Source organism: Faucicola sp. SE7633 (assembly GCF_059264685.1).
Genome location: NZ_JCADBW010000021.1, coordinates 17854 through 39972 on the forward strand (window position 1 = coordinate 17854; position 22119 = coordinate 39972).

The 22119-nt window shown below is 38.7% G+C and carries 16 protein-coding genes and 1 pseudogene; 12 read left to right on the top strand and 5 right to left on the bottom strand.

Translation table 11 applies throughout. The annotated features are described in order from the left end of the window. Window positions 1-7: 7 nt before the first annotated feature. Together AC5L4R_RS08235 and AC5L4R_RS08240 are read right to left on the bottom strand one after the other, a co-directional pair. Window positions 8-724 (bottom strand): DUF4391 domain-containing protein, encoded by a 717-nt coding sequence (locus AC5L4R_RS08235; protein WP_494473420.1) that lies wholly within the window; start codon window positions 722-724, stop codon window positions 8-10. Then, a complete protein-coding gene (locus AC5L4R_RS08240; protein WP_494473419.1) occupies window positions 721-4050 on the bottom strand; it encodes a helicase-related protein in 3330 nt (1109 codons plus the stop codon). Before AC5L4R_RS08240 ends, AC5L4R_RS08235 begins: the two co-directional genes overlap by 4 nt. Before the next feature lie 752 nt (window positions 4051-4802). Here AC5L4R_RS08240 and AC5L4R_RS08245 point away from each other — a divergent pair. The 11 genes and pseudogenes from AC5L4R_RS08245 to AC5L4R_RS08295 all read left to right on the top strand — a co-directional run bounded on the left by AC5L4R_RS08245 (window position 4803) and on the right by AC5L4R_RS08295 (window position 18724). Further along, window positions 4803-5360: a hypothetical protein gene (locus AC5L4R_RS08245; protein ID WP_494473418.1), complete on the top strand. Its 558-nt coding sequence runs from the start codon at window positions 4803-4805 to the stop codon at window positions 5358-5360. 181 nt (window positions 5361-5541) lie between these two features. Beyond that, complete coding sequence (locus AC5L4R_RS08250; RefSeq protein ID WP_494473417.1) at window positions 5542-6615, top strand: helix-turn-helix domain-containing protein; 1074 nt, start codon at window positions 5542-5544, stop codon at window positions 6613-6615. Further along, window positions 6615-7100, top strand: a complete 486-nt coding sequence (locus tag AC5L4R_RS08255) for a PIN domain-containing protein (RefSeq protein ID WP_494473416.1) — start codon at window positions 6615-6617, stop codon at window positions 7098-7100. Before AC5L4R_RS08250 ends, AC5L4R_RS08255 begins: the two co-directional genes overlap by 1 nt. Continuing rightward, window positions 7024-9423, top strand: a complete 2400-nt coding sequence (locus AC5L4R_RS08260) for a hypothetical protein (RefSeq protein WP_494473415.1) — start codon at window positions 7024-7026, stop codon at window positions 9421-9423. Before AC5L4R_RS08255 ends, AC5L4R_RS08260 begins: the two co-directional genes overlap by 77 nt. Continuing rightward, complete coding sequence (locus tag AC5L4R_RS08265) at window positions 9424-12633, top strand: site-specific integrase (RefSeq protein ID WP_494473414.1); 3210 nt, start codon at window positions 9424-9426, stop codon at window positions 12631-12633. Window positions 12634-12842: 209 nt separating this feature from the next. Next, window positions 12843-13136, top strand: coding sequence for a helix-turn-helix domain-containing protein (locus AC5L4R_RS08270; protein ID WP_494473413.1), 294 nt, complete (start codon window positions 12843-12845; stop codon window positions 13134-13136). After that, the gene (locus tag AC5L4R_RS08275) at window positions 13136-14410 is read left to right on the top strand and encodes a type II toxin-antitoxin system HipA family toxin (RefSeq protein WP_494473430.1); all 1275 of its coding nucleotides are present in this window, start codon (window positions 13136-13138) and stop codon (window positions 14408-14410) included. Before AC5L4R_RS08270 ends, AC5L4R_RS08275 begins: the two co-directional genes overlap by 1 nt. Window positions 14411-14454: 44 nt before the next feature. Further along, the gene (locus AC5L4R_RS08280; protein ID WP_494473412.1) at window positions 14455-16023 is read left to right on the top strand and encodes an ATP-binding protein; all 1569 of its coding nucleotides are present in this window, start codon (window positions 14455-14457) and stop codon (window positions 16021-16023) included. A gap of 229 nt (window positions 16024-16252) precedes the next feature. After that, window positions 16253-16375, top strand: a pseudogene (locus AC5L4R_RS08285) (Y-family DNA polymerase); the annotation flags it as partial. Window positions 16376-16629: 254 nt separating this feature from the next. Further along, window positions 16630-18042: a DUF4026 domain-containing protein gene (locus AC5L4R_RS08290; protein ID WP_494473411.1), complete on the top strand. Its 1413-nt coding sequence runs from the start codon at window positions 16630-16632 to the stop codon at window positions 18040-18042. Between the two features lie 55 nt (window positions 18043-18097). Next, window positions 18098-18724 carry a Sir2 family NAD-dependent protein deacetylase gene (locus tag AC5L4R_RS08295; protein WP_494473410.1) on the top strand — a complete coding sequence of 209 codons (627 nt, stop codon included), beginning with the start codon at window positions 18098-18100 and terminating at the stop codon, window positions 18722-18724. A gap of 227 nt (window positions 18725-18951) precedes the next feature. Here AC5L4R_RS08295 and AC5L4R_RS08300 read toward each other — a convergent pair whose 3' ends face one another. From AC5L4R_RS08300 to AC5L4R_RS08310, 3 genes are all read right to left on the bottom strand, one after another. Then, on the bottom strand, window positions 18952-19857 hold the full coding sequence (locus AC5L4R_RS08300; RefSeq protein WP_494473409.1) for a metallophosphoesterase: 906 nt from the start codon (window positions 19855-19857) through the stop codon (window positions 18952-18954). Window positions 19858-19954: 97 nt separating this feature from the next. Further along, on the bottom strand, window positions 19955-20557 hold the full coding sequence (locus AC5L4R_RS08305) for a class I SAM-dependent methyltransferase (protein WP_494473408.1): 603 nt from the start codon (window positions 20555-20557) through the stop codon (window positions 19955-19957). Beyond that, window positions 20557-21630: an HNH endonuclease family protein gene (locus AC5L4R_RS08310; RefSeq protein WP_494473407.1), complete on the bottom strand. Its 1074-nt coding sequence runs from the start codon at window positions 21628-21630 to the stop codon at window positions 20557-20559. Before AC5L4R_RS08310 ends, AC5L4R_RS08305 begins: the two co-directional genes overlap by 1 nt. 113 nt (window positions 21631-21743) lie before the next feature. Here AC5L4R_RS08310 and AC5L4R_RS08315 point away from each other — a divergent pair. Further along, window positions 21744-22119, top strand: a 376-nt coding sequence (locus AC5L4R_RS08315; RefSeq protein ID WP_494473406.1) for a helix-turn-helix domain-containing protein, incomplete at its 3' end; no start/stop codon positions are given.

A 22119-nucleotide genomic window follows, 5' to 3' on the forward strand; every position in this document is an offset into this window, starting at 1 on the left:
TCCAAAATTATTTTAACAACTCGTTTAACTGTTTTTGTAGCGTTTGTAATTGCAAGTTCATCTCAACTTGCCGATTAAACTGCTTTTCTTTATAAATCCGTTTTTGCAACTCATTAATTTGTTTGGTAAGCAGTGCGACTTTTTCGGCATGGGCAATTTTATCTTCAATGCTATCAGTTTTTTGCGACTGCAGGGAGAGACTATCAACACTTTTTGATAATAATAAAACATCTGACGACGTTTTATTCATAGAAAGAAGTAACTGCTCAATAAAGTATTCATACAAATCCGCAATTCCAAACACAATCGGTAAATCTTCACGTTGTGTTGGGTCTTGCCAATCTGTGGCATAGTATTTGCTTAAGACGACTTTTTGGCTGTCCGCTTGGCTTTGACGCTTATAAGTTGCGATAACTTTGATTTTATCTTCAAAGACAATCTCAAAGATAATCGGTGAGGGTATCAGCTTATCAATAAACTGCAAAACTTCCGTATCTAGCTTTTCAACACGACTGACAATGCTGAATATTTGAATTTCTTTAACGGTATCGCTATCGGTTAGATTGATAGTCTGTGGTGAGAGCTTATACGCCCATCGAATACTCTCTACTTGCTCCACAAACAAGCGTTCGATACGGTGATTGGCACTGCCTTGTTGGTAAAACTTATTTTTTGGGATAATTTTATCAACACTTGCGGTGATAGGATAGTGATATAGCATCATGGCATACCACACTCATCAATCAATACGATAAACCCAATGAGTTCAAAATCATTCACACCTGACACATCATCGACTAAGGCACTGGTCGTCATCCCCGAGAATAGACTATCAATGTCTTTTTCGGCTTTGACGGTTTGGATACTGGCGACTGCTTTATCCAGTAGTGCCGAATATTGGTGCATATCTCGCCCATCATCGGTACGCTGGTTAAACAATTCATAAGCGGATGGTAATGGTTTGTCCAAATGACGACAAGCCAGCCGTGCCTTGTCGAGTAGCTGTTTTGACTGGGTATAGTCGCTGATGACTTCGCCTGATTCACTGATATAGACCAAAAAGTAAGGATATAATCGGTTGGCGGTCAGATGACTGGACACTTCTTTGCCAAGGATATGCCTTGCTTCAAGTACAAACATCACGCCAGCGGGCAGGTTATCTTGTGGTCGAGCAGGCACGACAGCGTGCAAGCCTTTGGGCAAACGCTTGATATCAGGATTTTGTTCAAGATAACCTAGCAAATCCATACGAAAATCATTGAGTCCAAGATCGGTAATTGCGACACCCGTATTGGCATCTTCTAGGTCAAGCACTTCATTTTGCAGTTTTTGTAGTTGCTCACGGCGATAAGCAATATCATTGGCTTTGGCGGATAGTATGTTGTCATCACCTGTACTGGTCATATCAACAATCACCATACGATTTTCGACCCGCTCACGCAGATTGATATACTCGTCTAGGCTGATATCAGGCCAATAATTTGCCAACTGAATTACAGCATTGGGCGAACCAATACGGTCAATCCGTCCAAAACGCTGAATAATACGCACAGGATTCCAATGGATATCGTAATTAATCAAATAATCACAGTCTTGCAGATTTTGTCCTTCAGAAATACTATCTGTTGCGATAAGCAAATCAATTTGGCGAGCTTCATCGGGAAAAATGGCGTTTTTTTGTTTTGAAATCGGTGAAAACAACGTGAGTAAACCTTGCATATCATAGCTTTGTCGGCTATTGGACATGGTCTTAATCGTTGATTTGGTATGACTACCTGTTACCAATGCGGTATTGATACCAAACTTATCAAGCATTAAGGGGGCAAGATATTGGTACAGATAGTCTGCTGTATCGGCAAAGGCGGTGAAAATAATCACTTTACGGTTATCATCATTAATCGGGTTTTCAACCTTTTGAGTGATATGCTGGACTAAATGTTGAAGTTTGGCATCGGCTTGTTCATCGATAGGTTGTATTGACCGTAAAATACCATCAATCACTGCCAAATCAGTGTTTAAGTCTGTTTGCCAACGTAACAAATCCAAGTCTTCAAGATGAATTTTGAGTTTTGAGCCGATTAAATCTTCTGGGTATAGGTTTTCGCCATTTTCATCTTCATCATATCCAAAGTCTGGCGATATACTGACATCATGGCTTGTTTTACGTTTTTTATAATCATCGATTTGCGACAGCACGTTTTTAATATTGGATTGCAATACGGTTAAAGTCAGTCGAAACGCATGAATCGAGCTTTCTAGCCGTTTGAGTAGATTGACCGTCATTAATGCTTGTAGGCTCTTCTCACGGTCAGCTTGGCGAAAACGTCCACCACCTTGCGTTTGGGTATCAAAGATGGCTTCATACTTGGCAAGTTTACTATCCAAAATATAACCGACAGGGGCGTACACTGCCATACGAATCAGCGATAAATCTTGATAAAGCTGATTGAGGGATACGGCTTGTTCATCAGTTGAAATATGCGTTCTGAATGATAATGGCTTAAGCCTTTGTGGAAACTGTCCGATGTCCTTTGTATCATAAAAACTTTGGATATGTTTGCGTGAGCGAGCAATCGTAACACTATCAAGCAACTTAAAAAAATCAAAATCGAGTAGATTGAGAATGGCAGATGTCGTACGCTCCTGTGGTGAGAGTTTTGCCCAGACATTAAAGCTTGCTTGAGCCCTGCGAAAAATCGTCTCAATATCACGTTCAGTATCGAGTTTGCTATCGATATTTTGACTCTCGCCCTCATAGGCAAGTGCTAGCTGGTTTTTTAAGTCGTTAAAGCGATTATTGACAGGCGTGGCAGATAACATCAATACCTTGGTTTTGACTCCCTGACGAATCACTTGATTCATCAAACGGTCATAACGGGTTTGCTTATCCTTAAAAAACTCTCGATTACGAAAATTATGCGACTCATCAATCACCACAAGGTCATAATTCCCCCAATTGACCCGTGATAAATCAATATTTAAGGTATGACCGCTCTTACGAGTCAAGTCAGTATGATACAGCACATCGTAGTTAAACCTGTCTTTTACGAACAGATTGGTTTTGACATTGCTATTATAATTCGTCCAGTTTTCTGATAATTTTTTGGGGCATAAAACAAGGACGCTTTTATTGCGAAGTTCATAATATTTGATAACGGCTAAGGCGGTAAATGTTTTACCCAAACCAACACTATCTGCCAAGATACAGCCATTATAAGTTTCTAGTTTGTTAATAATCCCTTTAGCTGCATCTTGTTGAAAATTAAACAGTTTTTTCCAAATAAGTGTTTGTTGAAACCCCGTTAAGTCATTGGGCAATACATCTTCATTAACCTGTTGTAAAAAATCTTTGAAAATATGATAGAGCATTAAAAAATAGATACGTTCTGGTGAGTTTTCTTGATACACCGACGCAATATGGCGAATAATTGGCTCAGTGACATCTTCAACCTTATCTGTATCATGCCAAATTTGATTGAATAAATTAAGATATTGGTCGGCAAAGGGTGTGTCAAATCGATTAACGATATTGGAAATAGCGTTACCCTTTTCATAGCCCAAACCAACAGGTGTAAAGCCTTGAATAGGCATATAGGTAAATTTATTGTCTTGATTACCCACATACAAAAACTCTTGCATAGGTGCATTACTGCGGTTAGATTTAAATACCGCTTTTCGGCGTATCCAGTCCGCGCACTCTTTGGCAATGGCTTTTTGAGTAAGCTTATTTTTTAGATGTAGCTCAAATGTTGAACCATATAAACTGTTTTCACGCCAAAACTTCGACTGAAGATTTTCATTAGACGGTTCATGAATCACATATTCCCGTTTTTCTTTTTTGAGTTTATCAACAACATTATCAGCGACGAAGGTCGGGGAGGTAAAAATAAATTGTAAACTCTCTATTTGTTCCAATTCATGCTTTAACGCAGCAAAAGCATAAATCGAAAAATAAGATGCAGCTATCTTGATTCGATTATCAGCCAAAGGAACAAGTTGTTCTTTAATGTCATCGCCAAGTAAGTGGTTGATATTATCAAGAAGTTTCATAATGGATGATCTATCGTCTGAATATTTTTTAGGCAATTAAAGGTGTGTGTTGGATGTTTTAGGTTAAGCGGCATTAGGTTCTTCAAGTAAATTATTAACGGTTATACTTTTATTGTAGTGGTTTTGATATGAGTTTAGGCTAGCAAACAATTGAATAGTTGTCTAATACTTTCCAAGAAAATAATTAGTAAATTCAAATCTAAGAAAGTTAGGTTATAGGATGTTGCCGAATATGACTACTGAGTATATATTTCACTTATCATTAGCTAAACCTTTTAAGCCATTCTAAATAAAAAATTCAAGGTTGTGTTCAGAATTTTGCTATACAAAAAATAAGCATGGCACATTCAAGGCACAAATAAGGCACACAAAATTTTCTGTGTGCCTTAGCAAGGAAAAGTGGTCAAAGATTTTATAATAGTTTTGAGATAATAGGGTAAGCTAAAGCATTGATTTAAAAGTAATAAAAAAGCCACTTTCATTAAAAGTGGCTTTTTCGAATTTGGAGCGGGAAACGAGATTCGAACTCGCGACCCCGACCTTGGCAAGGTCACCTGCCGATTTTTCATTAAATGACATTAATATATCTTAAAGTAAAGCCCTTATAATTCAAGGGCTTTACTTATTTTATAATCCATGGTATTTTACGTCAATTAAAATAAATTAGGAAATATAAAGAAATTTAGTCACGCAGTTTTTTATAATTTGACACCAACCTATTTTTTTATTCTACTCTACTCTTTGAAATTCATATGTCTGAAGAAATTTTTCGTCCTGCCCCAAAGCGTTTAATACTCGAAAAAAGTCGATTAATAATTCATCCTGAGGCGGAGGATGCTTATCGCGTTTGGCATGAATTTCATATCCAAAAACCACATTTCAACCATCAAATTTTCACTGGATATTATCAAGTTTTACCAAAATTAGTATTAGGTAAAATTAAAGAACAATATCTATTTTTTGAAAATTTTGAGTATATGTATTATGTTGCCTCCTTAAACAAACCAACAAGTATCCATAGCCTTATTATTCCTGAAAGCCAAAAAAATATTGAACTTTGTGCTTGGGCTCAAGTTTTACAGATACCTTTTCAAAATGAGTTAAATCCTGCTGAGTTTTTTAATGTTTTAAAGCGTGTTGCCCCACTATCTATTTTACAAAAACTAATGAATACCAAACGTTTTGATAAGACCCAGTTCTTAAAATACTATGGACTTCACAAAGATACTTTTGGTTATTATCAGAGTAAAATTAGGGATAATCATCGCAAGCAACTTCCTAAAATGTCGGAATGGATGAAAAAATCATAGTTTTAGCAATATATAAATTTTTATTTTATAAACAAAAATTGATAAATCTTGGCAAGGACTGCTAGATGATATGTGGTGATTAAGATGGCTTTTAACAAAACTATCATCCACAAAATGTGAAAACGGTTTATAATTTCTATTATATTTATATATTTCATAAACCTAATGTTGAGATAGTATTATGATTGGACAACGCTTAAGTCTTGCTCGCACCGCATCAGGGATGTCTATGGAAAAACTAGGCACGATAGTTGGTGTCAGTGCAAATATGATAAAAAAATATGAGCATGACCAAAGTATGCCCACATCAAGTATGTTGTTAAAGTTGGCTACCGCTCTAAATACCCGTATTGAGTTTTTCTTTCGTCCGCAAAAAGTGACTTTATCCCAAGTTGAATTTCGTAAAAAGCATGATACACCTGTCAAGTTACTTAAACAAATCGAAGCAGATGTTATTGACCAAGCTGAACGTTGGCTTGAACTATCGAATTTATGGGCAAATTTTCCTGTTAAAGACTTTCAATCAAACCTTTCGATTGACCCAATTCATACATTAGATGATGTGGAAGTGGTTGCGAATAAGTTGCGTGAGTATTGGCAATTAGGCACAAACCCTATTCCGCATTTGATTGATTTGTTAGAGAGTAAAGGTATTTTAGTCATTGTGACCAATGTTATTGATGATAAAAATAAATTCGATGGGTTGCAAGCCAGTGTTAATAATTTGCCTGTGATTGTGGTATCGAATCATTGGTGTGGTGACCGTCAACGCTTTACCCTTGCCCATGAACTGGGACATTTGATTTTGCATGATTATCTTGACGAAGGTATTGATGAAGAGCAAGCCTGTAACCGCTTTGCAGGAAGTTTTTTGTTGCCAAAGCAAGGTGTTATTGAGCATTTGGGTGAACACCGCAAAAAAATATCTCCCAAAGAACTTAGTTTTTTAAAACATGAATATGGCTTGAGTATGTCAGCCTGTGTCCATCGTGCCAAAGATTTAGGTGTTATTAATGCCAATTATCACAAAACCATGATGATAATTTTTGCCAAAAATGGTTGGCGAAAACAAGAGCCTGATACGCCCTACCCATCGGAACGTACCTATTTGTTTAAACAGCTCGTCTATCGAGCATTGGCAGAAGAGATTATTAGCGAATCTAAGGGTGCGGAATTACTAAAAATGTCTGTCTTTGACTTGCATTACAGCCAATTTTTGGGTAATCACACGGCTGAAGAACTTGAGAGTATCTAATGCACGTTCTAATTAGTGATGCCAATATTTTGATTGACCTTGAGGTAGGCGGTATTATCGAAGGTATGTTTGACTTGCCTTATGAGTTTATAACCCCTGATATTTTGTTTGAGCAAGAACTTAGGCGAAACCATGCTCATTTATTAAACTTAGGCTTACGGTTAGGCGAATTGACAGGTGAAAGCATGATGTATGCTTATGAGTTAAATGCACAAAATTCTCAACCAAGTTTAAACGATGCCTTTGCATTAGCCCTTGCCAAGCAACAGAATTGTCCACTTTTAACAGGCGATTTAAATTTACGAAAAATGGCAGAAAGTGAAGCCGTTATTGTTAAAGGAACACTTTGGTTAGTAGAGCAGTTAGTTATTCATTCGGTCATTAGTATTGAAGTGGCTCTTTCGGCTTATGACCAAATGGCAAATCACGGCAGACGATTACCTTTTGACATGGCAAAGAAAAGAATTAATGAGGTTGTTCAATAAAAACCAACCCACAATTAAAATATTTCTCGGGCAAAAAATGCTTTTAAATAATCAACAACTCATCCAAACATTAAACAAGCTAATCCCGCCCGATTCGCCCGATTTTAACTATTTCCAATTCAAACTCATTGATTTGGTACGTCATAAAAATTTCCTTGTTGAAATTGCTGATTCCTTTAAATTACCAACGCAAGAATTGGCAGATTTTGACCAACCGCAGTCGATTATTCGGCAAAGTAAAAAATCCGAAGAATGGGGCGTTACTTATCTGCTAGCCAGTTTTCTACAACGTTATCAACAAGATAACGAGGCGATAGATTTTTTAGGTAAATATTTACAAGTTTTGTTATTGATAAGCTATCGAGGCGAAGACCACAAAGACAAAGTCAAACATATGTGTGTGCGGGTACGGATGGCACTTGATGAGCATAAAGCACAGCATCGTATTTTAACAAAACTTATTGAAATTCATCATCAAAACGAGGATATCGAAAGCGTTTTTAGAGATATTCAAGCGTTTGAAAAAATCACCCAAACACAAGAGAGTTCAGGCGAAATACGTAATGACCATCTTGCTCAAAAAATTGGACAAATTCGTTACGCCTACGAAGTCGCCTACCAAGACAGAAAAGCGTATCGCCTTTCTAGAAATCGTAAATCCACAAGTTTAACAGGTAATCGACTCAACAACGGCAAGCTACTAGAAACACAACCACTTGACCCAAAAGACAGCGAAAATAACGTCCGTGTGATGAACATGGTAAAAGTGGATGAGGATAGTAACGTCGCTGATAACGAAAAGATTGCAGACAATAAAGATAGCCTAGAGTTAGACAATAACTTTGACCCAACTAAAGAAACTCAAGCTTCCAGCCAGTTGCAGACTCAAGAAACCAGAGATAAATATAAACACACCAAACGCAATCAATTTGCTTTTCCGACCAATACCCGCATTCAAACGCTAGAAAATTATCAGCTATTGTTTAGTCTAATTTGGCAGAATTTTGCCACCTCAACAGGGGACGAAAAAAGGGTGTATGCGGTGCTATTACTGAGCTTGCTGACAGGGCGAAGTATCAAGCAAATTCGTCAAGAACTTGCTCTTGACCCCAGTAAACGCAGTTTTTTAATCACCAATGAGGATGTTATCTATAGAACGACGGTAGATGTGACCAGTAACCGCCGAGATGCTATCAAGCCTGTGCGTAAAAGTAACAGCAATTTCATTAATTTTGCGTTACCTGAAGAACTTCCGCCTGTTATCCGCTATAAATTTTTATTAGACGACAGTCAAATTAATCCAATTATTGAGCAACTTAGAGAGCATTTAGATTTTGCGGTGTTATCGCAACAGCACTTTGACAGTGCCCTTAGCTTTATTATCAAACAACGGCTGAATGAATCACTTCAGGCGGATTTTATCACAGGGGTCGATGTCAAGCATTCGTCAGGCTTGTATTACACCAGCTTTGAAAAACAAAGCATTTTATTCACGTATCAACAAGCCTTTAATCTATTAACCGAAAAAGTTTTTCCAAAGTTAGTATTTGACTTACCCGTTACTAAAGAAAGTACGGCGATTGGCAGTGAAACGGCGTTAAATGATGATATTGTTAGGCAATTTTTTGCTGAATTAGCAGATTGGGTCAAATCTTATAACGGCAAAAAATCCAAAAATACACGTGAGGGTGACGAGTATATTTTACAGTTTCAAGCTTATACTATTTGGCTTTGGTTTGTGTTTCTGCTTTTGACAGGTATTCGTCCCGTCAATCATGCCCCAGGGTTTTTAAATCAAATCAACTTGACCCACAAGCTGTTATGGGTGTCTGATAAAGAGGTGCGACAAACTGGTAGAAAAACAGATAAAGGCGGTGATGGGCGGTTGATACCTTTATGTGACTTTTTGATTCAAGCGATTGAAAACTATTTGGCTTATATCCAAAAATTTGCCATTCAGTATAATGTGGCAGGTACGAGTAAATCCTTCGATTTGCAGGGTATTTTAAACTCAGAAATTCCACTCCTACAATTTTATAATTTTCGGCATAAATCCTTTGAAGGCATTAAACCTAAATCTGTGTCTAATCAGCTTAAAGACTTTATTCAGCACCAAGATAACTGGCTTAGGCATCAGACACGAAGTTTTTTGACGGACACAACGGCTGACTTGATGATTAATGCGTTGTATGGGCATGAATTGGCTGACCAAGAATGTTGGCATCCTTTTTCGTCCATGCCGTTAAATGAGTTTAAGCAAATATGTACTCATCTGCAAAATATCGCTGAAAGCCTAGATTTAGAACAAATTGAGGTGAACTAAATGCTAATGCCATCGGGTCATCACCTACGTAAAGAGCAACATAAAAAGGCAAAAATTAAGCTAGAAGCTAAGGCTTTGGCTTTGATTAATCAATTCATTACGCCAGAGAAACTAGCCAATGAAGGCGATAAAGAAGTTTTTAAACAATTAGACAACTTGTTACAGCAGAATTTTAATACCAAAAATAAACATCGGTTGGCTCGCAAAGCTCTGCTGAAATGGGTCATTCAATACAATAAAACCCATGATAAAACCATTATCGAGCCGATGATTCCCCTGCTTGTCGAACGAGATAAGCTAATGATTGATTATGATTGGTTTGTTTATGGCACGCAGGTAAGCCAAGCGTTCAATATGATGCTTGATTTATGGCAAAGAAAACGCTTGTTTAGTGTTGATGATTGTATCCAAGGTTTTTTGTACACCAGTATCATGCTTGGTGGGCTTAATGATACCGAGGCATTACAAGCCCTTTATCAATGGCTACTTCACGACAGAAAAATTTACTATACCCAAGTTCCCACAAGCAATGGAGTAAATACTGACGTAGCACAACAGTATCGCATGATTATCCCCTTGGCTGTCGAAAGTGAGGTGTATGGTAGTCGTGTCGCTCAAAATAAAAATCAAATCGTTCGCTACGTCACTTATTTACCCGATGATATCAGCCTGTGTTTTTTGTATGCGTTAAAAGACAAAGATTTGTCAAAACGCAAGGTTGTTCATTTTAATACCCATATTCAGCAATTATCTCGCACGTTAAAACTCACGAATAAAAAGCCCGAACAACCCTATCTTTCACACTTGATACGCTATGCCAATTTCCATTGGCAACAGCTAACGGGAAGTTTGGTATCGCCTGCAACCGTTAATGTGATGATGGGGCGACACCGAACCACGGCTATCAGTACGAATAAACTGTTGAATTATAATCAAGAAGCACTCAAAACTGAGGGTGACATCAACGTCACCCTAACTGCCTTATTCAAATCAATTCAGCAAACACCAACGAATAATGCTTTGCCACCCTTGGCGTATCCTGAATTTAGCCGTAACTTATTGCGAGAATTGCAAGAGGCGTTAAAGCTATCTCGTAACAAAGCTATTGAAACCATTCAACTTATCCGCCAACAATACCCACAAGATAATGCCAACCGCTTAATCGCTTGGGTGTTGTCAATGCTAGGTCAAAAGAAACAGTCGCTAAACAATAAAAGTATCAGCCTGTACATCGGCGTGATAGGGCGGCAATGGCTTACTTTAACCATGCACGAAGATTTGTCAATTTGGACGGCTCAAGACTATGAAGAGGTGTATGAAGAGATTATTTTTAGCAAACTTGATGATGGCAGACGTATCAAATCTTTGGCTAAAGCGGATGACAGTGAGGATTTTGATGTTGATTTAATGCCAGAAGACCTTGATATTCTTGATGAAGAAGAGGAATTTGAGCAAGAGAACCAATCCGAAGAAGAAACAACCAAATCGCGAGAAAATCAAGCCTATACCAGCGGGCGTATCAAGGCATTTCATGACTTTCAACGTAAATCCTTTAACGCCCCTAAAATTGAGTTCAACTGGATAAAAAATAAATATATCGTCAAAGATAATATCATTTCACCCAAAATTTATCATGCAATGTTGGCGAGGTTAAGCCGAGCCAATCTAGCACCAGACGACTTACAATTATGCCAATCTACTATCATACTGGCATACCGTCTAGGCTTGCGGATTAATGAATTGGCAGGACTGCAAGTGGCAGACTGCGACGGCACGACAGCAAACTGGGTATGGTTGCGAGCCAATCGGTATCGGCGATTAAAAAGTAGTTCAGCTAGACGTAAATTCCCTGCTAACGCCTTGTTAAAACCCAATGAATTTAGCATTTTTGAGCAATTTGTCGCCCGTAAAAAGCGTTTAAGACATCAGTATTTATTTTCTATTGGTGATGGTAGCCAGCCGTTACCTTTAGCATTTTTTTCCAATCTCGCTACGATTTTATGGGATAGTTTATTAGACCAGCATGATTTTAGCTTCCACAGCTTTCGGCACACGGCAATTAGCCAAATTGCCTTGCTACTCAATACGCAACCTGCTTTGGCAGGTCTGATGACGGATTATACCGCTGAAGAATGCGATACCATCAGAACCGCCTTACTAGGAGAAAATCAAGGGCAAAGCCATTGGTTCGGTCTTGCGAGTTTTGCAGGGCATATTGACCCAGAGATGACGTTTAAACATTATATTCACACGGCTTATATCGTGGCAGGATTACAGCAACAGCAGGTTCAACTAGACTTACCTTTATTATTGTTAGAAAAATTAACAGGTATTTCCTATGCACAGTCCTATCGCATTCACCCAAATTTCTATGATAAGCATAAAAAGACCGTCAATTTATCTTTATTTCGTCAATATTTTGCCAAACAACTGTGCGATGAAACGGCTCGGATTTTACCAAATTTAGAGCAATCTGTGACTTGTCAATCCGTTAGCACAACAGAGCAACCTACAGTTGAACAGCTTGATAAAGAAGAAAAAATTGCCAACTCTAGTCTATTACACTATCAGTTTGATGATATCATTGCATTTTTACAAGAATTGCAAGAAATTGATTTAGAAAGCCGTGATGCCCAACGGGATATCATTGCTTTACGGCATGGTATTTCGCAGGAAGTAGCCATAAAAATATTAGCCAATATCCAAAATTTCCAGTTCTTTGAGAACAATGACCTTATTCTTACCCAACCCCGTGGGCAACAAAGCCAAACGCAGGTAATAGAATTGTTGGAAAAAGCAAAAATAATGGCTCTTGAACAGCCAGAAAAATTAAGTCGATTTATCGAAATTTTTGCGAAAAAAGTTGCAGTTAGTATCTCCACGATTCGTTTTGGCAATAAAGACTCAGAAATGGCGATGATGAAAGAGTTTTTAACGATTGGCACTGAGCTATTACCTGCAAAGCATTGGCAGATACGGGCTTCAACTAAAAATAAAGCCAATAAAGTTATCCAACAGCTGGAATTATCAGACAATATCTTAACCGAAAAGCAAACCAGCTATCATGGCTATCAAGTTAATATCGTCGTTGAAACCCAAAAACATTCAGAAAAAAATCCTGCAAAGGGTGCGAAGTATTATAAATCCTATGGTGTGCTGAAATTCTGTGGTTGCTTGCTTGTGGCATTGAAAAGCAATGAATTGCCATAAAATGCCATGCTTTGCAATGAAATGCCATAATTTGCCATGCAAAGCAACGAATTGCCATGCTGATGAATGGCAAACCACGCTAATTTTATCAATCAAAAATGCTAAAAATGATTGATAAACTACCTTTGCAGATAGTTAGATTAGCAATTTATAAATTGCTTTACTTAAAAAAAGAAATTAATATGTTGCTATTTATAAGATAGATTTTTATGACTTTACTTGACCAAATCAAAAAACGCCGTCTTGCCCTGGGCTATAAACAAAAAGATATGCACCAACGTATTGGTTTATCCCGTCAGCAATATCAACAGATTGAATCGAAAGGTAATCCCAGATTGGATACTTTAGCTTTGATTGCTAAAGGCTTAAATTGCGAACTTATGCTTGTTCCAAGTGAGAAAAAACAACAAGTGCTTGCGATACTAATGCCTGAAGATGAGAAAAATAGTGATTTTCAGACCTTACTTGACAATCCTTGGCAGGGTATATTGGAGGATGAATGATGACAATGGTTCGGGTACTTAAGCTGTCATTACATGGGCAAGTAGTGGGTTATTTAGCAGGGTTTAATCATGGTAAAAACGTACTCACTTTTTCTCAAGAATTTGTGTTGAATAAACAGCGTCCGACCTTTTCATTGATTACCCGTCAAGATTTTCCTAATGCAGATAAACTGCTGTCTGAACAATGGACACATCGCCAACGCCTTAATCCAATCTTATCCAACTTACTGCCTGAAGGGGCGTTACGCAGTTTGATTGTTCAAGCATTAAAAATTCACATTGATAACGAATTTGAGCTGATGACTTATCTGGGGCAAGATTTACCAGGGGCATTGATAGCCGAAAGCGTTGAACCACAAGACGTACCAAGCTATATCTTTGGTAATGCTGACCCTATAACCCCCAAGGTTTTATCTCCTCAAATACTTGCCAATCAATTCTCTTTGGCAGGGGTGCAAATGAAATTTTCCATGAAGCAGTATGGTGAACGTTTTACGCTACCAAATGTGGGTAAGCTGACAGAGCTAGGTGATTGGATTATTAAAACGCCTTCTATTGCTCATCAAGGTGTGCCACAAAATGAGTATAGCATGATGACATTGGCTCAACTAGCAGGTGTAGAAATTCCCGAAATTCAGCTTGTTCGTGTTAATCAGCTCGATAATCTGCCCTCACTTCATTTACCCAATGAAGATTATGCGTATGCGATTAAGCGGTTTGACCGTTTGACAACAGAAGCTCAGCAGACCCAACGCATTCATAGTGAAGATTTTGCTCAAATTTTGAATAAATATCCACACCATAAATATGATGGCGGAAATTATACCCAAATTGGCAAAATTCTGTATCACTATAGCCAAGATGGATTAGCAGATGCCCGACAGTTGGCACGGCGTTTATTGGTGAATATTTTATTGGGCAATAGCGATGCTCATCTCAAAAATTGGAGTGTGATTTATCCCGATACCTATCATTTACGCCTGTCGCCTGCATACGATATCGTGTTTACCAAAGCCTATATTCATAATGAACAAAGTTTGGCACTTAATCTGGCAAAAATCAAAAATTGGTATCAAATGGATTTATCACACTTTGAGGCATGGGCAAAAAAAGCTGATATTCCGTGGCGGGCAGTCAAATTAGAATTAGATAGCGTGCTAGAAATTGCCCGAACGCAATGGCGACAAGAACTTGAGCAGTTACCCATGTTAGATGTTCAAAAACAGTTATTGCAAGAGCATTGGCAATTATTGCACACTGATTTTAGAATTTAAGCACATTTTGTAGCAGTTATTCCGCTTACTGTATTGAGTCCATTATGAAAAAACAATTTCCAAAGGGAATACAAACTTTTGCTGATATACGTAAGGGCAACTACTATTATGTGGACAAAACGCCCTACATTGTTGAACTAGTCAAAGAAAAATTTGTGTTCCTATCTCGTCCTCGTCGATTTGGTAAAAGTTTAACGCTTGATACAATCGCTGAACTTTTTTCAGGTAATAAGACATTGTTTAGCGGTTTGTATGCTGAAAATAACTGGGATTGGCAGAAGACTTATCCCATTATTCGTATCGACTTTGGGCTTAATACCAGTCTTGATTACAAGTATTTAACCAAAATATTGCATGAGCAACTTAGTGAAATTGAGCGTGAGTTTGGGATTGAGCGGATTTATGAAACTTATAGTGGGCGGTTTGGCTATTTGTTAAAAAGAATTGCTGAACAGTATCAAAGTCAAGTGGTGGTGCTGATTGATGAGTATGACAAGCCGATATTAGATAATATCACTGATGAAGGGCAAGCCGTTTTAGTCAGAGATGTCCTGCGTGACTTTTACGGGTCAATTAAAGCAAGCGACAGTTATATTCGATTTAGTATGCTGACGGGCGTATCAAGATTTAGCAAAATTAACCTGTTCTCAGGACTAAACAATTTAACGGATATTACCTTATTAGAAGAATTTTCTGCTCTATGCGGTTATACCCAGTCTGAGCTTGAAACCGTGTTTGCTCCTGAACTCGAAGGCGTGGATTTAGCCAAGGTCAAGCATTGGTATAACGGTTATAACTGGACGGGCGAAGCAGTTTATAACCCTTATGATATTTTATTGTTCTTATCCAACAGCAGAAAAATGTTTAAAGCCTACTGGTTTGAAACAGGCTCACCCACATTTTTAATGGATATGTTGCTCCATAAACATATTGATATTACGACCTTGCAAGGCATTGATAGCAGTGAGCAAGTCTTATCACAGTTTGAAGTGGGCGATATTAGCCCCATTGCTCTGATGTTTCAAACGGGATATTTGACGGTTGATAAGGTTTTACAGCTACCCTTTGGCGTGCGTTATACGTTTAAATTTCCTAATATTGAAGTGCAACAAAGCTTTAATCAAGCTGTTATCTATAAGTTCTTGCCGACGCAAGCTTCTCAAATCATCCGCATTCAAAGTCAACTATACCAAAATCTTGTGGATGACGATTTGTCGGGAATGTTTGTTACCATTCAAAGTTTTTTTGCAGGCATTCCCTACAATTGGCATAGCAATAATGATATTGCCCATTTTGAAGGCTATTGGGCAAGCGTTTTTTATGCCTATTTTGCCAGTATTGGATTGCACATCAATGTCGAAGAGCCGACTAACAATGGTCGTATGGATATGACGGTGTTTTTTGCTGACCGTGTGTATATTTTTGAATTTAAAGTGATTCGTCAGACCACTGACAAAGGGTCGGCACTTGCCCAAATTCAAGATAAAAAGTACGACCAAAAGTATCAAGGATTGGGTAAACAAATCTACGAGATTGGTGTCGAGTTTGACGAAAAAAGCTTAGAAATCGCATTTCAATGCCAGACCTTGCCATCTAATAAACCTATTGATTAAAGCAGGATATATCGATTTTTACACCATTTTTCGACATATCATGATTTCGTATCGATTGCATCGACATATTAAAGCGTTATGTCGATTTCTAGAATATTTTTCGACATAAATCTCATTCTAAAGCAAAAATAGGCTAAGATAGCTTTATCTTGATAGAAAATCTCACCAAGATTGTCTATTATTAAACGTAACAATCATACTTTAAAAAGTAGCTCAAAACCCCCGCCGTATGCGAAAAATCATCCACATCGACATGGACGCATTTTATGCCAGCGTCGAACAACGGGACAACCCCAGTCTGCTAGGCAAGCCTGTCGTGGTCGGTGGCGACCCCAACGGGCGAGGCGTGATCTATCCGTGGATTGATTGGTTATTTGAACAAACGCCAAACTATTTGGCGATTCGCTTGGTGGGAGTGACGTTTTCTAATTTGGAAGACGATAGTGAAATTGACCAGTTAGTGTTATTTTGATACGGGAATTGCAAGGGTTAAAAACCTTTATCGTTGTTAAAATTTGTTTAAATTTTTATCTTTTGCCATAATGCAATGATTGGCGACACAAATTTATGCTTAAGAAATAAAAATTAAATTCATAAGGAACTTTCATGTATAGCCCCCACCTCACCGTGTATGAAGAACTCAAAAATGGCGTATATCAGTCACCGAGCAGTTATTTGGTAGCGATGAAATATCGTATGAAAGATTTTAACCCTGTCAATGTGCGTGAACGGCTAGAATTTGTGTTACAGCGTGACGATATCGATGAGATTGTGGCGGTAGAAGAAGGTGATGACGGCTATTTAAATATTATCTTATCGGCGATCTATGACGAAGATGATAATAAAGATAGTGAACCTGTGTTCTTTATGTTTACTGTCAAGCTATTTGATAACGATCAGCCTGACGAATGGGCTTATGAAGTAGCTGAGTATCGTAACCGCAATCTACTTGAAGATGAGCGGGTCGCCATGCACCAAGCCGAGCAGATTCTTGAATGTTACACCTTTTTAAATCTGGCATATCCACAAACGCATTTGATGTTACAGTTTGCGGTGATGAGTGCAATAGCGGGTAAAAGCTATGCTGTGCAAGATAGAATAGCGAGCACGTTTTTGAGTGGAGCATGGCTTGCGGAAATGGCTCAAACTTATGTTCCGCCAAGCTTAGAGCTGTGTTATGTGATTCATGCGATTACCCCTGACGATGCCGAACATGGCGAATACTGGCTACACACGCATGGCTTGTTAAAATTTGGCTTACCTGAATTGGAGATTTTACGGGTGACACGTCAGCAGTTAAGTGTGTGCCAAGGCATGATTAGTACCACAGCGACCCGACTGCTTGGTGAGCCTGAAATATGGTATCGTGATGAAAATGATTTAATCGCCCATAATGCACAAGGCGGTTTAAGTATTCGCCTCTTATCATGGCAAGATACCTTAACTTCTGGCGTACTTGAAAGCAAAAAAGGTGGTATCCGAAGTTTATTTAAATCATCGGCTGAATCGTTTAGTGGGGATTTTAGCGAGCGAGAAGCAGATGAAATCCACACAGAGCCGAGCATGGTAATTTTGGCAGATGTGGATGGCGAAACTGCCCCGTTAAGTGCGTTTGGCGAGCAGCTAAGTGAAGACAACCACACTATGTTTTTATTACCGAATGCAGAAACCGCACGGATGTATTATTTGGCAAAAGAAAAATTGCCATTATTTCAAGAATGTTTTCATCGTTTTGCTCCCGAACAAGGGCAATGGGGCTATATGATGAAAATTCATTGCCACTCTGAAAGTACCGACAACACTGAGCATATGTGGTTTGTAGTGAAGGATATCAATGAGGAAATGGTTACTGCAACACTGGTTAATGAGCCATTTAATATTCCCGAAATGCACAAGGACGAGGTTTATACCATAGCGTTAGACCAAGTCACGGATTGGACGATTTATTCGACCCCATTGCAAGCTCAAATCACGCCAAATGAGGCGTTTCGGTTACGTAAGTTTTTGAGTGAAGGGTGATAATACACAAATTGACCAGTTGGTGTTATTCTAATTATTTTAAAAAGGCAAAACCATGACACCGTTATTCATCCTTGGGGCAGGCATCTCCGCCCCGTCTGGCATTCCGACATATCGCCAAGATGAAAACTCGCTATATAACGATGACGAATTGATGGCAATCATGCACGTGGGTAGCTTGCATGACCCAATACGTCTTGCCAAACTGCAACGCCATTTTGCCGACTGGCAGGCGTTAATCGATTCCAAACAGCCTAACTTGGCTCACACACTGGTCAAAGAAATGGTCGAAGCTCATAACGGCTTTGTCGTCACCCAAAATGTCGATAATTACCTAGAACGAGCAGGGCTAGACCCACAGCGGATTTATCATATTCATGGCGATTTTAGCCACAATAAACCCCAGCATGACGTGGCGAATATCGTGCTGTTTGGTGAAATGCTGATTGACGAACCGACCTATTTGCAACGCCATTTTGATGACTTTGATACAGTGATTATTGCAGGGACATCGCTGACGGTGACTTCGGTGCTTCAGTATATCAAGCCTGATACCGATGTGTATGTGGTGAATAAAGAACGTATTGATTTGCCGTTGCCCAAATCCATGTTTAAGTCAGTGACGGTGATTGAAAAGGATATCATCGCAGGATTGCAAGAGTTAAAAAACCTTTTGCAATAAATTTGCCCTATCGCTATGATACCAAGTCCATTTTATCAAAAAACTTATTAATATGGTTAAATAAATTTAAAAATTTTTACCTATAAGCATACCAATAGATAAAAAAGAAACGGATTTTCTTATAAATTTCAAATAGGCAAAAAATGACAAGGTTGTTTATGCTCACTTTGTTTAGCCAGAACAACCTTATCATATCCTTTAATGAGTATTGATTTAGAAACTACCGCTCACAAATACCGCCACGTATTTTTCATAAAGCCAATAATCTGATTCAATGGCACAGGCTCAACCGACCAGTTCTCTCCCTGCTTTTCCACAATCAGCATACAGCCTTCAGACAGCTTACCGTTCTTATCAAATTCAAGCTCTGCTACCTTAATCGACTCGGTAATGCCATTGTCGGCAATCTGACGGTTATACGGTTCACCTGTATGCCCATAAAAATGGTAGCTAAACGCTACTTGGTCAAGTAACTCGGCAATCTCGACTGACCCATAGCCCCGCTCGCTTTCCGATGGCTTATCATGGGTGAGTAGAATATCCATCTCCACTTGCGACTTAGCCAGCTTATTCAATGCTACACGCTCATAATCTTGAATAAAAATCGGCTCATCTCGGTTCTTTCTATCGCCAATCCGTCCCACACCGACTAACGTACAGGATTCACTCGCTGGTGTATCTGATATTGAGACATTAACTTTCTCAGGGGTTTCAATCATTTGGCTATTATTTATCAAGGTAATCGGCACACCCGAACGGCAGACAAACACTTTTTGATAAACATCAATGGGAAAAATTGCTGTATCGCTCTCGTTTTCGAGTTTATCCAAAAACGCATGGTCTTCATGATTGCCCCGAACACACAACATCTTAACGCCCAGTCTCTCTAAAAATTGGCGAATCTCAGGCTTATCGACACAAAACTCTCGCATAAATCCCAGCTCATCAGGGTCGTTTTTCGCATGGCGTAACGTGGCTTTGTCCATCGTATCTTTTGTTGGAAACGCCCCCATATCCCCACATTGCAAAATCCAATCAATACGATTGCCTGTGCCTTGTTGGTAATGATGAACCAACTTAAACGGCAGTAAAAACTTACCGTGAATGTCAGCGAAAATGGCAAAACGAAGCATTAAAATTTCCTATTGTTTTTTATCAATTACTTGGTGATTATCTCAAATTATCCTAAAAAGAACATACAAAATAGCGATGTATCGAATGATTACTTGCTCAAGAGTTTGTTATTGTCAATAACGCATTAAACCAAATTTCCTGTCTATCCACTCGATTATCCACAGTCTGCCAAAGATTCAGCGTTTTGGCGGATTTTAATTGTGTTTCAATCAACTGCCAACGTTGTTCATTCATATCACAAAAAAATCTTCCGTCTTTTTCTCGTTCGCTATTGCCATATTTGAAAGAAGCGTAAAGGATGCCATTGGGTTTCAACAGTTGAATTAAATCATTTATCACGGTTGGCAAATCGTTAAAAGGTAAATGCAACAACGAAGCACACGCCCAAATGCCTGTAAATCGGTTTTGCCACTGTTGATTTTTTATTTCATCAAAGGTTAAACATTGCCAATCAATGCTTGGGTTTGCTTGCTTGGCTAAATCAATTAAATTCTGCGAGCCATCAATAGCAGTAACATCAAATCCTTGACTGGCAAAAAACACACTATCTCGACCAGAGCCACAGCCAACATCCAAAATTTTTTGCGTACCATCTAGTAAATACTCTAAAAAAGGCTGATACACATTTTGCATATCGACATTGATTGTTTGGCTAAAAAAATCTTTAGCATGGGTCTGATAAAAATCTAAAGTCGCCATCAAAAGATACTCGTCCCTTGGGCTTTGGGTTGCCAAGTATGAATCAGATGTTCTTTGGAAAAGCGGTAAGATTTATCCAAGAAATATTTTCGGTCACGCTCATTGCTACCTGTTTGCATAATCAGCGTTTCTCGTAATGGGTGATGACTGCTAATCAAATATTCGTTGCGAGTATGCAAGCGGTTCAACAATTCAATACTTGGCACTTGGGCAAATTTGCCACTTTCACCACGATTACAGTCTGGGCAAGATAGCACAAGATTCCATACCCCATCCACACTAACAGGGCGACAGCAACCAGCCGTTGCCACTTGTGGTTTTAACAGATGTGGGAAGAAATGATCAACATCAGCGAGTAAATCATCAGCAGAACTGATACTAATTTCTTTAAAACAGTAGAAACAACGGCTTTTTTGATAGCCATTTAAAGCCCCACGAGAACTGGTAATACTAACTCTGCGATGTTTGGTATCGTGGGTGAAAAGCTGCTTGGTTTCTTGGTCAAATTCAACGCCAATCAAGTTTTTATTGATATTGAGTTCCCATGCTTTTTCGACCAAATTCCAACGAGATTCGGTTTCTTGGTTCAAATCTTGGGCGGAATTGTCATACACGTAAAACAGTTTAAACAGGTTATCAGTTAAGCGAATACCTTTGTTGAATTTGCGTTCATCAATGAAAAATTCCTCATTCACCACGTCATAAAATCGCTCAGTAATGGCTTTGGTATTCACCACATGAAAGGCATCAAGCACATATTTAAAGCCTTCTTTTTTGGTAATTTGAATGAGCCTATCTTCATCAATTTTACCATCATTATAATCTTGACAGGCTTGGATAAATTGACTGGTTTTGGCAGTGCTTTGCTTTGGACTGTGCTTAAGATGTTCGGCAAGGTGAAGTGCGTAGGGCAGGGCTAAATCGTCAAGGGTAATTAAATCCGATTTTCGCTCAAGACTAACATCAATCAAGCTTTTGGCAAGGGCAAATTTATAAGAAGCCGTATTTTTGCCAAAGAGAATAATGGCTCGCCAGTAGTTTTCTAGGGTGGGTTCGACATCGACAAAGTTCATGTTACATCCATGTGGTAAGCTTTGATTTACTATAGCATACCCCAACCTGAATTTTGTCAAAAATTACTATAGTTAAAACTGTAATATAATAAGCATTTTAAACCAATACCACCATGCCCAAAATATACAACCAAGACTTACGAGACAGAGCCGTCAACCACTGGCAAAAGACAGGCAACAAAAGCCAAACAGCCAGGCTGTTTGAAATCAACCGCAACACCCTTAATGACTGGATAAAGCTCTATCAAGAACAAGGGAATACCAAGCCAAAACCCTTTGCACCTGTTGGCGTAAAACACATTATCACTGACCTAATCGCCTTTGAGGACTACGTTAACGCTCAGCAATTCGACACCGCAAAACAGCTTAGAGAACAGTACTTAAAAGACCATCCCGATGTCGATATTTCTTATAATGCCTTTTTAGAAACCTTACGTCGAATCAAATGGAGTTTTAAAAAAAGACCCCGCTCTTTAAGCAAGCCGATTT